This window comes from Microbacterium sp. K41 (assembly GCF_004794395.1).
Classification (GTDB): Bacteria; Actinomycetota; Actinomycetes; order Actinomycetales; family Microbacteriaceae; genus Microbacterium; species Microbacterium sufflavum.
This window is the reverse complement of the sequence record NZ_SSDO01000348.1, coordinates 1-13,533: the sequence shown is the minus strand read 5'-3', so window position 1 is coordinate 13,533 and position 13,533 is coordinate 1. Positions and strand designations below refer to the sequence as shown.

Here is a 13,533-nt window from a genome sequence, read left to right as displayed (position 1 = left end):
AGCATGGGCCTATGACCGCCCTGCTGCCCGCGTCGCGCACCGCCGACGTCACGACGACCGCAGCGACGGCGCAGGACGTGCGACTCGACGCCGTCGAACGGTCCTTCCCGATCGCACGAGGCACCCGACGGGTGCTGCGCGGCATCGACCTGGACATCCGCGCGGGGGAGATCGTCGCTGTCGTCGGCCCCTCCGGGTGCGGCAAGTCGACTCTCCTGCGTCTCGTGGGCGGACTCGATGCCCCGAGCCGCGGCAGCATCCGCATCGGGGGCACCGCGGTCGCCGACGTGGACGAGCGCACCGCGGTCGCCTTCCAGGAGCCGCGGCTGCTGCCCTGGCGGACGATCGCACAGAACGTCGAGCTCGGCCTGCCACGAGGCACCGGGCGTCGAGCGGGACGCGCGCGCGTGCAGGAGCTGCTGCACCTGGTGGGACTCGACCATGCCGCCGATCAGCGCCCGCGTGAGGTTTCCGGGGGCATGGCGCAGCGGGCATCCCTCGCGCGAGCCCTCGCCCGCAACCCCTCCGTGCTGCTGCTCGACGAGCCCTTCGGCGCGCTCGACGCCCTCACGCGCCTGCGCATGCACGACCTGCTGCTGAAGATCCACGCAGCCGAGCCCACCACCGTGCTCCTCGTGACGCACGACGTGGAAGAGGCCCTCTACCTCGCCGACCGCGTGCTGCTGCTGCGCACCCTCGGCGACCACGACCACGCCTCCGTCGCCCGCGCGATCGAGGTGCCGGGAGCCCGACCCCGCGACCGCGCCGACCGCGGCCTCGCCGACCTGCGCGCCGACCTCCTCGAGGGACTCGGCGTCGACACCCACCACCGCAGCACCGAGGAGACCCGATGAGCACCGTCACCCGCCGAATCATCCCCGCGATCGCGATCGCCGGGACGATGATGCTCGTCGCGACCGGCTGCGTCGCGGGAGAGAACGCGACCGCCGACACCGACACGGACACCGCACCGGCGGCCGACGCCGAGTGGTCGTCCGACACCCTCACCATCGACTTCGCCACCTACAACCCGCTCAGCCTCGTCGTGCGCGACCAGGGGATCCTGGAGGACATCCTGGGCGACGACGTGACGGTCGAGTGGGTGCAGTCCGCCGGCTCCAACAAGGCGAACGAGCTGCTCCGCTCCGGTTCTGTCGATGTCGGCTCGACCGCGGGATCCGCGGCGCTGCTCGCCCGCGCCAACGGCTCGCCCATCCAGGTGATCGACATCTTCTCGCAGCCGGAGTGGTCGGCGATCGTCGTCGGACCAGACAGCGACATCACCTCGGTCGAAGACCTGAAGGGTGCCTCGGTCGCGGCCACCAAGGGCACCGATCCCTACTTCTTCCTGCTGCAGGCGCTGGACGAGGCGGGCCTCTCCCTGTCCGACGTCGAGGTGCAGAACCTGCAGCACGCCGACGGTCGCGCCGCGCTCGACGGCGGTTCCGTTGACGCGTGGGCCGGCCTGGACCCGATCATGGCGGCCGCCGAGGTCGAGTCGGGGGACACGCTCGTCTACCGCAACGTCGACTTCAACACCTACGGCTTCCTTAACGCTACGGAGGACTTCCTCACAGAGCACCCCGACCTCGCCCAGGCCGTCGTCGACGCCTACGAGCAGGCGCGCGAGTGGGCTCTGCAGAACCCCGAGGAGACGGCGGCGCTGCTTGCGGAGGTCGCAGGCATCGACGTCGAGGTCGCCACCACCGTGATCCAGGAGCGCTCGAACCTCGACGTGAGCGGCATCCCCGGAGACGACCAGCTCGCGGTGCTCGAGAAGATCGCGCCCGTGCTCGCCGAGTCCGGCGACGTGCAGGGAGGTCAGGCGTCGGTCGACAAGGCGCTCTCGTCGATCGTGAACGACACGTTCGCGAAGAAGGCGGTCGGGGACGAGTGACCGATCTCGACCAGCGGGCCATCGTCCCGGCGGACTCGCGGGACGCGCTCGACGTCGCGAAGGGCGAGCACCGACGTCCGGCCGGCACGGGGCACGGGTGGAACCGCCCGGCCGTGCGGGTCGTCGCCGGGCTCGTGCTCCCGCTGCTGATCCTCGGCGCCTGGCAGTACGTGACCGCGACCGGGATCGTGCCGCCCTACCGGCTGCCCGCACCCGCCTCGGTCGTGACGGCCGGTGTCGAACTCGCACAGCGCGGAGAACTGTGGACGCACATCGCGATCTCCGTGCAGCGCGTGCTGCTCGGCTTCGCGATCGGCTCGGTGATCGGTCTCGCGATCGCCGGGATCGTCGGTCTCTCGCGCCTCGGCGACGTGCTGCTGAGTCCCACGCTCGCCGCGCTGCGGGCCGTGCCCTCGCTCGCCTGGGTGCCGCTGCTCATCCTGTGGATGCAGATCGGCGAGGAGTCGAAGGTCACCCTGATCGCGATCGGTGCCTTCTTCCCCGTGTACACCACCGTCGCCTCGGCCCTGCGACACGTCGACCCCCAGCTGGTCGAGGCCGGCCGCTCCTTCAGCCTTCGCGGATGGTCGCTGTTCCGGGTGGTGCAGCTGCCCGCCGTGATCCCCTCCGTCGTGTCCGGACTGCGGCTCGCCCTGGCTCAGGCGTGGCTGTTCCTCGTCGCCGCGGAGCTCATCGCGTCGTCGATGGGGCTCGGCTTCCTGCTGACCGACTCGCAGAACAGCGGACGCGTGGATCGGATCCTGCTGTCGATCGTGCTGCTGGCCCTGCTCGGCACCCTCACCAACGGGGTGCTCGCGCTGGTCGAGAAGTACCTGCTGCGGCGATGGACGTGACCGCGACCGAGGCCCGGCTGCACGAGACGCGCGTCTACCCGCCGTCACCGCTGTTCCCGGACGCCAACGTGACCGCCGAGGCCTATGCCAGGGCGGCCGCCGACCCCACCGCGTTCTGGGAGGAAGCCGCACGGCGGCTGGAGTGGTCTGCACCGTGGCACACCGCGCACGAGTGGGAGCCCCCGATCGACGGGCGCGTTCCCGCCGCGCGGTGGTTCGTCGGCGGACGGCTCAACGTGGCCGTGAACTGCCTCGACCGCCATGTCGCCGCGGGCCGCGGAGACCGGGTCGCACTGCACTTCGAGGGCGAGCCCGGCGACCGGGAGTCGGTGACGTACGCCGAGCTGCTGCGCCGGGTGTCCCGCGCCGCGAACGCCCTCACGGCGCTCGGCATCGGCGCGGGCGACCGGGTCGTGATCTACCTGCCGGTGCTCGTGGAGACGGTGGTGGTCACCCTGGCGTGTGCGCGCATCGGCGCCGTCCACTCGCTCGTGTTCGGCGGGTTCTCGGCGGAGGCCGTGCGCTTCCGGCTCGAGGACACCGGCGCGAAGCTCCTCGTCACCAGCGACGGGCAGTTCCGGCGCGGCGCCGCGACCGAGGTCAAATCCACCGCGGACCGCGCGGCAGCGGGCCTGGACACCCTGGAGCACGTCCTCGTGCTGCGCCGCACGGGCCAGGACGTGCCGTGGACCGAGGGCAGAGACGTGTGGTGGCACGAGGTGGTCGACACGGCCTCGCCTGTCCACGACGCGGAGGCGTTCGACGCGGAGCATCCGCTCTTCGTGATCTACACCTCCGGCACGACCGGGAAGCCCAAGGGGCTGGTGCACACGTCCGGCGGCTACCTGACGCACGCGAGCTGGGCGCACTGGGCGCATTTCGACGCGAAGCCGGACGACGTGCACTGGTGCACGGCCGACCTGGCCTGGGTCACCGCGCACACGTACGAGATCTACGGGCCGCTGTCGAACGGTCTGACGCAGGTGATCTACGAGGGCACGCCGGACGCCCCGCATCGCGAGCGGCACCTCGAGATCATCGAACGGTACGGCGTCACGGTGTACTACACGGCCCCGACGCTCATCCGCACGTTCATGACCTGGTTCGGCGCGGACCTCCCCGCGGGTCACGACCTGTCCTCGCTGCGTCTGCTGGGCACGGTCGGCGAGGCCATCAACCCGGAGGCCTGGGTGTGGTTCCGCCGCGCCTTCGGCCGCGATGAGCTGCCCGTGATCGACACGTGGTGGCAGTCGGAGACGGGGGCCGCGATGATCGCGCCGCTTCCGGGGGTGACGGCTCTCAAGCCGGGTTCCGCCTCGGTCCCGCTGCCCGGCAGCGACGTGGCCGTGGTGGACGAGCACGGCGACGAGGTCGCCGCCGGTCAGTCCGGCACATTGGTGGTCCGGCGCCCGTGGCCCGGCATGGCGCGGACGGTGTGGGGCAACCCGCAGCGCTATCGCGACGCGTACTGGTCGGCGTACGCGGGCCGGGGCGAGCACGGCGGCTACTACGTCGCGGGTGACGGAGCCACGAGGGATGCGGACGGGTACATCTGGATCCTCGGCCGCCTCGACGACGTCGTGAACGTGTCGGGTCACCGGCTTTCCACGATCGAGATCGAATCAGCCCTCGTGGCCCACGACACCGTCGGCGAGGCGGGCTCGGCCGGAGTGCCGGACGCCGTCACCGGACAGGCCGTCGTGGCGTACGTGACCCCGTCCGGCCGGGCGGAGGTCGAACCGGCCGCGCTGCGCGAGCAGGTCGCACGGGCGATCGGCCCGGTCGCGAAGCCCCGACACATCGTCGTCGTGCCTGATCTGCCGAAGACCCGCTCCGGCAAGATCATGCGCCGACTGCTGGCAGAGTTGTGGGAGGCCGAGCACGACCGTCGAGCCGGTCGAGTGCCCCGCCCCCTCGGGGACACCACCTCGCTGCAGAACCCGTGGGCCGTCGACGACATCGCCGACGTGCTCTCCGCCGCCGAACTGAGGACATCATGACGGAAGAACATCGCTTCGGGTTCCGCACCAGGGCCCTGCACGCCGGCGGCACGCCGGACGCATCGACGGGCGCACGGGCGGTGCCGATCTACCAGACCACGTCGTTCGTGTTCGACGACGCGGCGGACGCCGGAAACCTGTTCGCTCTGCAGAAGTACGGCAACATCTACTCGCGCATCGGCAACCCCACGGTCGCCGCGCTCGAGGAGCGCCTGGCCTCGCTGGAGGGCGGCATCGGGGCCGTCGCGACCGCCTCGGGCATGAGCGCGGAGTTCCTCACCTTCGCGGCCCTCGTCGGGGCCGGGGACCACGTCGTCGCCGCGGCACAGCTCTACGGCGGCACGGTGACGCAGCTCGACGTGACCCTGCGCCGCTTCGGCGTCGAGACCACGTTCGTCGCCTCGACCGACCCTGTCGACTTCGCCGCGGCGATCCGTCCGGAGACGAAGGTCGTGTACGTCGAGATGATCGGCAACCCCTCCGGCGAGATCGCGGATATCGAGGGTCTCGCCGCGGTCGCCCATGCGGCGGGCGTCCCGCTCGTCGTGGACGCGACGCTCGCCACGCCCTACCTGGCGCGTCCGCTCGAGCACGGTGCGGACATCGTGATCCACTCGGTCACCAAGTTCCTCGGCGGCCACGGGACGACCCTCGGCGGTGTCGTGATCGAGAAGGGCACCTTCGACTGGGGCAACGGGAAGTTCCCGCAGATGACGGAGCCCGTCGCGTCGTACGGCGGCATCCGGTGGTGGGACAACTTCGGCGAGTACGGCTTCCTCACCAAGCTCCGCTCCGAGCAGCTGCGCGACATCGGGCCGGCGCTGAGCCCGCAGTCGGCGTTCACCCTGCTGCAGGGCATCGAGACGCTGCCGCAGCGCATCGATGCGCATCTGGCCAACGCCCGGGTCGTCGCGGACTGGCTGGCATCCGACCCGCGGGTCGCCTACGTCACGTGGGCGGGTCTGGAGGATCATCCGCATCACGAGCGTGCGGCGAAGTACCTCCCGCTCGGTCCCGGCTCCGTGTTCGCGTTCGGGGTGGCCGCGGACGACGGGCGTGCCGCGGGGGAGAAGCTGATCGAGAACCTGCAGCTCGCGTCGCACCTGGCGAACATCGGCGACGCCAGGACCCTGGTGATCCACCCGGCTTCGACCACGCACCGCCAGCTCACCGAGGAGCAGCTCGTGGACGCCGGGGTGCGTCCCGATCTGATCCGCATCTCGGTCGGGCTGGAAGACGCGGACGACATCCTCTGGGACCTGGATCAGGCCCTCACCATCGCGACGGGAGTCACCCGATGAGCGCCACGACCTCGACCGGCGACGCCTGCGCTCTTCCGGCGGCGCCCGCGGACGGGCAGAGCTGCGCCCTTCCCGCGGCCGCGCCCGCCCCTGGTCGCACGTGGACGGGGCCCACGCAGCAGGAGCGATTCGCGCTGCTCCGCAGGGCGAGGACCATCGCGATCGTCGGAGCGTCGAACAACCCGGCACGGGCGTCGTTCTTCGTCGCGACCTACCTGCTGTCCAGCACGGCCTACGACGTGTACCTGGTGAACCCGCGGGAGACCGAGATCCTCGGACAGCCCGTCTACGCCTCCCTCGCGGACCTTCCCGTGCGGCCGGACATCGTGGACGTGTTCCGTCGCCACGACGACCTGCCGGGCGTGGCGCAGGAGGCGATCGACGCGGGGGCCTCGACCCTGTGGCTCCAGCTCGGGTCGTGGAACGAGGAGGCCGCCACGATCGCCGAGGCCGCGGGGCTCGCGGTGGTGATGGACCGGTGCATCAAGATCGAGCACGCACGCTTCCACGGCGGACTGCATCTCGCGGGATTCGACACCGGCGTGATCAGCTCGCGACGGCAGTTGCTCGCGCGCTGAGGCCCGTCGTGGGGAACCTAGACTGACGTCATGCCCCTCATCGCCCTCACCGGTGGCATCGCCTCCGGGAAGTCGACCATCGCCCGTCGTCTCGCGGAGCACGGAGCGATCATCGTGGATGCGGACGCGATCGTGCGCGACGTGCAGGCGCCCGGGTCGCCGGTGCTGGAGCGGATCGCCGAGGTGTTCGGCCCGGAGGTCATCGCGGAGGACGGCTCCCTGGATCGGCCGGCGCTGGGCGCGCGGGTGTTCGGCGACCCGGAGCAGCTGGCGCAGCTGAACGCGATCGTGCACCCCGCCGTGCGCGACGAGTCGCAGCGCCGCTTCACGGACGCGCTCGCCGCCGATCCGCACGCGGTGGTGGTGTACGACGTGCCGTTGCTGGTGGAGGCGAGGGTCGACGACCCGTGGGACCTGATCGTGGTCGCGCATACCCCGGCGGAGGAGCGTCTGCGTCGGCTGGTCGAGCTGCGGGGCATGGACGAGGCTGCCGCCCGCGAGCGCATCGGCGCGCAGGTGTCCGACGAGAAGCGTCTGGCGATCGCCGACGTGGTGATCGAGACCGGCGGCGCTCTCGCCGAGACGGTCGCGCAGGCCGACGCGCTGTGGGAGCGCCTCTGCACCGGCTGACCGACCGGACGTTCAGCATTTCTCCAGGTGCGCAGAACGTCGCCGATATTCTGGAAGGGCGTGGGGACGCACCAGGGGATGGTCTGCTGGGGGAGAGCTTTTTCCGCGCGCTGGGGAGTGGAAGAAGTGACTCAGTCGAGCCATGGCATCTCGCGTCGGACTCTGATCAAGGGAGCGGCCTGGTCGGCCCCCGTCATCGCGGTGGCCGTCGCTGCGCCGCTGGCGGCAGCCAGCGCGACCGTCGTCCCGAACAGCACGGCGAACTACTACTGGGACGCGGAGGCGCAGGGCGCGTTCACCAGCCTGGTCGCGGCGAGCGGTGGCCTGCGCGCCACCTTCAGCACCCAGATCAGCTATCGGGCGAACCCCTGGATGAGTCCGCCCGCCGGTGGCTCGCTTGTCGTGGTCGTCACGTTCTCCTCTCCCGTCACGCTCGACCCCGCGTCGTCGTTCGGGGCCTGGGCGCCGCAGCCCGTCGGCGGCTCCACCGCCACGAGCTTCACCTTCATCAGGACGCCGTCGAGCTTCGGCGACGCGCTGAGCTTCAACGTGATCGGCTCGGCGCCCGGCGAACTGCGCTCGACCGCGACCATGACGCTCCTCAACGGCGGGAGTGCGACCGCGACCACCGAGCCCTCGGCGGAGACGGCGGTCCTGGTCGCCTGACCCGGCCCCGATGTCGGAGGGGCGGCCTACGCTGGAAGCATGCAGCCCACGCGCAGTGTCCGTCCCTTCGAGGTCATCAGCGAGTACGCCCCGGCCGGTGATCAGCCGCAGGCCATCGCCGACCTCGCCTCGCGCATCAACGCGGGCGAGACCGACATCGTCCTCCTCGGCGCCACGGGTACCGGCAAGTCCGCGACGACGGCGTGGCTGATCGAGCAGGTGCAGCGTCCCACGCTGGTGCTCGCGCACAACAAGACCCTCGCCGCCCAGCTCGCCAACGAGTTCCGCGAGCTCATGCCGAACAACGCGGTGGAGTACTTCGTCTCGTACTACGACTACTACCAGCCAGAGGCGTATGTGCCGCAGACGGACACCTTCATCGAGAAGGACTCGTCGATCAACGCCGAGGTCGAGCGGCTCCGACACTCCACCACCAACTCGCTGCTGAGCCGGCGCGACGTGGTCGTGGTGTCGACGGTGTCGTGCATCTACGGCCTCGGCGCGCCGGAGGAGTACCTGCGAGCCATGGTGGCGCTGCAGGTGGGGGAGCGGTACGACCGCGACGCGCTCATCCGGCAGTTCATCGCGATGCAGTACAACCGCAACGACGTCGACTTCTCGCGGGGCAACTTCCGGGTGCGCGGCGACACGATCGAGATCATCCCCGTCTACGAGGAGCACGCGATCCGCATCGAGCTGTTCGGCGACGAGATCGAGGCGCTGTACTCGCTGCACCCGCTCACCGGCGAGGTGATCGAGAAGCTCGACGCCGTGCCGATCTTCCCCGCGTCGCACTACGTCGCGGGAACCGACGTGATCCAGCGCTCCATCGGCACGATCGAGCACGAGCTGGAGGAGCGGCTGAAGGAGTTCGAGCGCCAGGGCAAGCTGCTCGAGGCGCAGCGTCTCCGCATGCGCACCACGTTCGACCTGGAGATGCTGCAGCAGCTCGGCTTCTGCTCGGGGATCGAGAACTACTCGCGGCACATGGACGGCCGCATGCCGGGCGAGCCCCCGCACACGCTGCTCGACTTCTTCCCCGACGATTTCCTGCTGGTGATCGACGAGTCGCACGTCACGGTGCCGCAGATCGGCGCGATGTACGAGGGCGACGCCTCCCGCAAGCGCACGCTGGTCGACCACGGCTTCCGGCTGCCCAGCGCGATGGACAACCGCCCGCTGCGGTGGGACGAGTTCAAGAACCGCATCGGGCAGACCGTGTACCTGTCGGCGACGCCGGGCAAGTACGAGATGGGCATCGCCGACGGCGTGGTGGAGCAGATCATCCGCCCGACGGGTCTGGTCGACCCGGAGATCATCGTGAAGCCGTCGAAGGGGCAGATCGACGACCTGCTCGAAGAGATCCGGCTGCGGGTCGAGCGCGATGAGCGCGTACTCGTCACGACGCTGACGAAGAAGATGGCCGAGGAGCTCACCGACTTCCTCGGTGAACACGGCGTGCGGGTCCGCTACCTGCACTCCGACGTCGACACGCTTCGCCGAGTGGAACTGCTCAGTGAGCTGCGCGCCGGCGTGTACGACGTGCTCGTGGGCATCAACCTGCTGCGTGAGGGCCTCGACCTGCCCGAGGTGTCGCTGGTGGCGATCCTCGACGCCGACAAGGAGGGCTTCCTCCGCTCCGGCACCTCGCTCATCCAGACGATCGGCCGCGCGGCGCGAAACGTCTCGGGTGAGGTGCACATGTACGCCGACAACATGACCGACTCCATGGCGAAGGCCATCGAGGAGACCGACCGCCGTCGCGAGAAGCAGATCGCGTACAACAAGGAGAACGGCATCGACCCGCAGCCCCTGCGCAAGCGGATCGCCGACATCACCGAGGTGCTCGCCCGCGAGGGCGCCGACACCGCCGACCTGATGTCGGGCCGTGGCCGGGCCTCGGGCAAGGGCAAATCGCCGACGCCGAACCTCCGGCGCACGGGCATCGCGGCCGAGGGGGCGCAGCAGCTCGAGGCGACGATCCAGGATCTGACCGATCAGATGCTCGCGGCGGCCGCCGAGCTGAAGTTCGAGCTCGCCGGGCGCCTGCGCGATGAGGTGCAAGACCTCAAGAAGGAGCTCCGCTCGATGGAGCGGGCCGGGCACGCCTGAGTGGAGTGGCGATGGATGACGCAGGGAACGACCTCGCCGATCGGATCCGGGCGCTGCTGAGCGCGGATGACGCGATCGAGGAGCGCCGGATGTTCGGAACCAAGGCGTTCCTGGACGGCGGGCGCATCCTGGTGGGCGCGCGCACGGGCGGTGTGCTCCTCGTCCGCGTGGACGACGAGAACGGGGCGGCGATGCTCACGGAAGCGGGGGTCTCCCGCGCGGTGATGGGCTCGCGCACCATGAGTTCCGGATGGCTCGACGTCGCGCCGTCGGCGATCGAGGACGATGCCGCGCTGATGCTGTGGCTCGATGTCGCGCGCGAGTCGACGGGCGCCGCGGTCGAGGCGGCTTCCGACGAGGGCTAGGGGCAGTGCACCAGGGTCTTCGGACCCGATCGGTCGATCTCGTGCTGTGTCATCGGCGCCCCGCACAGCGGGCAGGCCCGCTCGGCGCGCTCGGCAGCGCTGGGAGGCGGCGTCTTCTCGTACGGTCCGACGGACGCGGGACCGGCGAGACGGACCAGGTTGGTGTTGACCCAGGTGTAGAGGCCCCCGGCCTCGCGGATGCGGGTGCGAAGCGGGGGCCGAGTGGAGTCGTTCGACATGTTCATTAGTGTACTAATGATTCGTGCAGATGTATAGTCGATCCGTGACCGCCTCCGACGACCTGCTCCGCCTCGAGAACCAGTTGTGCTTCGCGATCGTCACGGCCGCTCGCAACATCGTGGCGATCTACCGCCCGATCCTGGAGCCGCTGGGACTGACGCATCCGCAGTACCTGGTCATGCTCGCGCTGTGGGAAAGGGCGCCGCGCACCCTCAACGACCTTGCCGCAGACCTCGCGCTGGAGCCGGCGACGGCCTCGCCCCTCGTCAAGCGCCTGGAGACGGACGGCCTCGTGGCACGACAGCGCAGCGCCGAGGACGAGCGTCGGCTCGAGATCACGCTCACGGAGGCGGGCGTGGCGCTGCGTGCTCGCGCTGTCGACGTGCCCGTGCAGGTCATGCGCGCCGTCGGCATGAGCATCCAGGAGGTCGGTGCGCTCCGCGACGGACTCGGCGCTTTCGCCGGGCGCCGGCTCGACAGCGGCTCCACGGCAGCGCCGTCCGCCTGACCACGCCCGCGCCGCGCCCGACCCTAGGGTGGACTCATGTCGCGCACCGAGGCCCCCACTCGCGGAGCCCCGCGCGCGAGCGGTCGCGGAACACTCCGCCGGATCCTGCTCCTCGGCGGGGTGGTCGGTCTCTTCGCTCTGCTGATGCTCGCCGCGGCGCTTCAGGGGCAGCCGCAGTTCGCGCCGTCGTCGCCGCCCCCGCCGGAACAGCAGCCCGACGCGGTCGTCGTCCCCGAGACGACGAGCTCGCCCCTCCCGGAGCTGGAGCCGCCGGAGGACTCGGTGCTGCAGAACATCCTCGGCGTCGTGTTCGGAGCGCTGCTCGCCGCCGTCGCGGTGCTGGTGCTCGTGGTCGTGGCACGGTGGGCCGCCCGCCGCCTCCGTGATCTGTGGCGCGATCGTCCCCTGCGGCGCACGGACGCGGCCGTCCCGGACGCCGCGTCCGGGGGGCCCGTGGTCGAGGCGGCGCCCGACGATGCGGTCATCCGCCGGGGAGTCGACGCAGCGCTCCGAACGATCGCGGAACGTCCGCGGGCCGCCGACGCCATCGTCTCCGCCTGGGTCGGACTGGAGGAGTCGGCGGCGGATGCCGGGGCCGGCCGCTCGGCGACGGAGACGCCGTCGGAGTTCACGGTGCGTATCGTCGGGCGCCGGGCGGGCATCCGCGACGACGTGATCACGCTGCTCCGTCTCTACGAGCAGGTGCGCTTCGGCGGCCGCGTCGCCGACGAGGCGGATCGCGCTGCCGCGGCCGCGAGCCTGCGCGGCATCAGGGAGGGGTGGCGATGAGGGCGCGGACCGTCGCGATCGCCGCGGGCTGTGTGCTGCTCGCGGTCGCCCTCGTGCTGGGGCTGCGCGCCGCGGGTGTCCCGCTGGCGTTCGCGGTGTCGTGGACGACGGTCGCCGCGGCGGTGTCCCTCGCGCTGCGCGGGGTCCTGGTCGACGATCCCGTCCTCTGGCCGCCCGAGCGTCCGCCGCGCGAGGCCAGGGGCTCCGAGGTCTCCCGGCTGGCATGGGCGATCAACACGCGTTCGGGCGTTGCGGGGACCATCCTCGTGCGCCGCGTGCAGAACGTGCTCCGCCGGCGGCTCGCGCACCGCGGCCTCGACCTCGACGATCCCGCCGACCACGCGGCCATCGACGCGCTGCTCGGCCAGGGCATCCGCGCGGGACTGTCCCGCCGCGAGGTGCGGCGCGACGACATCGAGAGAGCGTTGGACGCGCTCGAACGCATACCCACCGACACGGAGGAGACAGCATGACCACGGATGAGACCACCGAGATCGCGACCACGGGTCGCCGTGTGCTGGAGGGGGTGCGCAGCGTCGTCGTCGGTATGGACGAGACGCTCACACTCGCCCTCGCGGCGATCCTGGCCGGGGGTCACGTGCTGTTCGAGGACGTGCCGGGGCTCGGCAAGACGCTGGCCGCGCGGAGCCTGGCCCAGGCGCTGGGACTGGAGTTCCGACGGCTGCAGTGCACGCCGGACATGCTGCCCGGCGACGTGACGGGCTCGTACGTGTACGCGCCGACCGAGGGGGACTTCGTCTTCCGGCCCGGGCCGATCTTCACGGGTCTGCTCCTCGCCGACGAGGTGAACCGCACCACGCCCAAGACGCAGTCCGCGATGCTCGAGGCGATGGCCGAGCGGCAGGTCACGGTGGAGGGGAACCGTTTCCCACTGCCGCAGCCCTTCCACGTGATCGCGACCTCCAACCCCATCGAGTACGAAGGGACCTACGCCCTGCCGGAGGCGCAGCTCGACCGGTTCATGGTGCGCCTCACCGTGGGCTACCCCGCCCCGGACGACGAGACGCGCATCATCGTCGACAGGGTGCGGCGGCAGACGCCCGACGTCCGCGTGCCCGCCGTGGTCGACACGGAGGGGCTTCTCGCGCTCCAGGCGGCGGTCGAGCGCATCAACGTCGATCAGGACGTGGTGCGCTACGCCGTGGACCTGACGAGGGCGACCCGCGAGGCGGTGAACGTGTCGGTGGGTGCCTCGCCTCGCGGATCCCAGGCGCTCGTGCTGCTCGCTAGGGCCGTCGCGGCACTCGAGGGGCGGTCGTACGTGCGGCCCGACGACGTCAAACGCGTCGCCGTCCCTGTGCTGGCGCATCGGCTGACACTCACTCCGCAGGCCTGGGCGCAGGGGGTGGATCCGGGTGGAGTCGTGGCGGCGGCGGTCGAACGCACCCCGGTGCCGCCGACCGTCGCGGCCGCGCGATGACCGACGAGACCACGACGACGGCATCCGCGGGGGTGGCGTGGCATCGGACGCCCGTGATCGCGCTCGGCCTCGCCGGGGCGGCCGTGCTCGCGGGCCTCGGGCTGGTGCTGTCGCGCCCCGACGTGATCGCGGTGGGTCTGCCGCTCGCCCTC

At 71.1% G+C, this 13,533-nt stretch carries 15 protein-coding genes; 14 read left to right on the top strand and 1 reads right to left on the bottom strand.

The window, feature by feature from the left end:
• Positions 1–11 precede the first annotated feature (11 nt).
• The 10 genes from DW309_RS10695 (at position 12) to DW309_RS10650 (ending at position 10,403) form a co-directional block, all read left to right on the top strand.
• Complete coding sequence (locus tag DW309_RS10695) at positions 12–854, top strand: ABC transporter ATP-binding protein (RefSeq protein ID WP_136045364.1); 843 nt, start codon at positions 12–14, stop codon at positions 852–854.
• Positions 851–1,897 carry an aliphatic sulfonate ABC transporter substrate-binding protein gene (locus tag DW309_RS10690; RefSeq protein WP_136045363.1) on the top strand — a complete coding sequence of 349 codons (1,047 nt, stop codon included), beginning with the start codon at positions 851–853 and terminating at the stop codon, positions 1,895–1,897. The genes DW309_RS10695 and DW309_RS10690 overlap by 4 nt, the downstream gene beginning before the upstream one ends.
• On the top strand, positions 1,894–2,751 hold the full coding sequence (locus tag DW309_RS10685) for an ABC transporter permease (protein WP_136045362.1): 858 nt from the start codon (positions 1,894–1,896) through the stop codon (positions 2,749–2,751). Before DW309_RS10690 ends, DW309_RS10685 begins: the two co-directional genes overlap by 4 nt.
• Positions 2,742–4,751 carry an acetate--CoA ligase gene (gene acs, locus DW309_RS10680; RefSeq protein WP_136045361.1) on the top strand — a complete coding sequence of 670 codons (2,010 nt, stop codon included), beginning with the start codon at positions 2,742–2,744 and terminating at the stop codon, positions 4,749–4,751. Before DW309_RS10685 ends, acs begins: the two co-directional genes overlap by 10 nt.
• Positions 4,748–6,052 (top strand): O-acetylhomoserine aminocarboxypropyltransferase/cysteine synthase family protein, encoded by a 1,305-nt coding sequence (locus tag DW309_RS10675; protein ID WP_136028801.1) that lies wholly within the window; start codon positions 4,748–4,750, stop codon positions 6,050–6,052. Before acs ends, DW309_RS10675 begins: the two co-directional genes overlap by 4 nt.
• Entirely contained in the window at positions 6,049–6,630 is a 582-nt protein-coding gene (locus DW309_RS10670; RefSeq protein WP_136028803.1) for a CoA-binding protein, read from the top strand. The genes DW309_RS10675 and DW309_RS10670 overlap by 4 nt, the downstream gene beginning before the upstream one ends.
• Before the next feature lie 30 nt (positions 6,631–6,660).
• Positions 6,661–7,260, top strand: a complete 600-nt coding sequence (coaE, locus tag DW309_RS10665; protein WP_136045360.1) for a dephospho-CoA kinase — start codon at positions 6,661–6,663, stop codon at positions 7,258–7,260.
• Positions 7,261–7,386: 126 nt separating this feature from the next.
• A complete protein-coding gene (locus tag DW309_RS10660) occupies positions 7,387–7,926 on the top strand; it encodes a hypothetical protein (protein WP_136045359.1) in 540 nt (179 codons plus the stop codon).
• A 39-nt stretch (positions 7,927–7,965) separates the two neighbouring features.
• Positions 7,966–10,038 (top strand): excinuclease ABC subunit UvrB, encoded by a 2,073-nt coding sequence (gene uvrB / locus DW309_RS10655; protein WP_136028809.1) that lies wholly within the window; start codon positions 7,966–7,968, stop codon positions 10,036–10,038.
• 11 nt (positions 10,039–10,049) lie between these two features.
• Positions 10,050–10,403, top strand: a complete 354-nt coding sequence (locus tag DW309_RS10650) for a TfoX/Sxy family protein (protein WP_206253332.1) — start codon at positions 10,050–10,052, stop codon at positions 10,401–10,403.
• Here DW309_RS10650 and DW309_RS10645 read toward each other — a convergent pair.
• On the bottom strand, positions 10,400–10,642 hold the full coding sequence (locus DW309_RS10645) for a hypothetical protein (protein WP_205812731.1): 243 nt from the start codon (positions 10,640–10,642) through the stop codon (positions 10,400–10,402). The genes DW309_RS10650 and DW309_RS10645 overlap by 4 nt on opposite strands.
• A 44-nt stretch (positions 10,643–10,686) precedes the next feature.
• On the opposite strand from DW309_RS10645, the gene DW309_RS10640 reads away from it, so the two are divergent.
• Genes DW309_RS10640 through DW309_RS10625 form a run of 4 tightly spaced genes read left to right on the top strand, consistent with a single transcriptional unit; the run spans position 10,687 to position 13,381 of the window.
• Positions 10,687–11,151 carry a MarR family winged helix-turn-helix transcriptional regulator gene (locus tag DW309_RS10640; RefSeq protein WP_240744490.1) on the top strand — a complete coding sequence of 155 codons (465 nt, stop codon included), beginning with the start codon at positions 10,687–10,689 and terminating at the stop codon, positions 11,149–11,151.
• A 36-nt stretch (positions 11,152–11,187) separates the two neighbouring features.
• Complete coding sequence (locus DW309_RS10635) at positions 11,188–11,940, top strand: DUF4129 domain-containing protein (RefSeq protein WP_136045358.1); 753 nt, start codon at positions 11,188–11,190, stop codon at positions 11,938–11,940.
• Positions 11,937–12,413, top strand: coding sequence for a hypothetical protein (locus DW309_RS10630; RefSeq protein ID WP_240745375.1), 477 nt, complete (start codon positions 11,937–11,939; stop codon positions 12,411–12,413). Before DW309_RS10635 ends, DW309_RS10630 begins: the two co-directional genes overlap by 4 nt.
• On the top strand, positions 12,410–13,381 hold the full coding sequence (locus DW309_RS10625) for an AAA family ATPase (protein ID WP_136045357.1): 972 nt from the start codon (positions 12,410–12,412) through the stop codon (positions 13,379–13,381). Before DW309_RS10630 ends, DW309_RS10625 begins: the two co-directional genes overlap by 4 nt.
• Positions 13,382–13,533 lie beyond the last annotated feature (152 nt).

Bases quoted from the DNA above. Each gene is read 5' to 3' on its own strand.
- DW309_RS10635 (WP_136045358.1), top strand. From the start codon at position 11,188: ATGTCGCGCACCGAGGCCCCCACTCGCGGAGCCCCGCGCGCGAGCGGT.
- acs (WP_136045361.1), top strand. From the start codon at position 2,742: ATGGACGTGACCGCGACCGAGGCCCGGCTGCACGAGACGCGCGTCTAC.
- DW309_RS10625 (WP_136045357.1), top strand. From the start codon at position 12,410: ATGACCACGGATGAGACCACCGAGATCGCGACCACGGGTCGCCGTGTG.
- DW309_RS10670 (WP_136028803.1), top strand. From the start codon at position 6,049: ATGAGCGCCACGACCTCGACCGGCGACGCCTGCGCTCTTCCGGCGGCG.
- DW309_RS10675 (WP_136028801.1), top strand. From the start codon at position 4,748: ATGACGGAAGAACATCGCTTCGGGTTCCGCACCAGGGCCCTGCACGCC.
- coaE (WP_136045360.1), top strand. From the start codon at position 6,661: ATGCCCCTCATCGCCCTCACCGGTGGCATCGCCTCCGGGAAGTCGACC.
- DW309_RS10695 (WP_136045364.1), top strand. From the start codon at position 12: ATGACCGCCCTGCTGCCCGCGTCGCGCACCGCCGACGTCACGACGACC.
- DW309_RS10630 (WP_240745375.1), top strand. From the start codon at position 11,937: ATGAGGGCGCGGACCGTCGCGATCGCCGCGGGCTGTGTGCTGCTCGCG.
- DW309_RS10645 (WP_205812731.1), bottom strand. From the start codon at position 10,642: ATGTCGAACGACTCCACTCGGCCCCCGCTTCGCACCCGCATCCGCGAG.
- DW309_RS10690 (WP_136045363.1), top strand. From the start codon at position 851: ATGAGCACCGTCACCCGCCGAATCATCCCCGCGATCGCGATCGCCGGG.
- uvrB (WP_136028809.1), top strand. From the start codon at position 7,966: ATGCAGCCCACGCGCAGTGTCCGTCCCTTCGAGGTCATCAGCGAGTAC.
- DW309_RS10650 (WP_206253332.1), top strand. From the start codon at position 10,050: ATGGATGACGCAGGGAACGACCTCGCCGATCGGATCCGGGCGCTGCTG.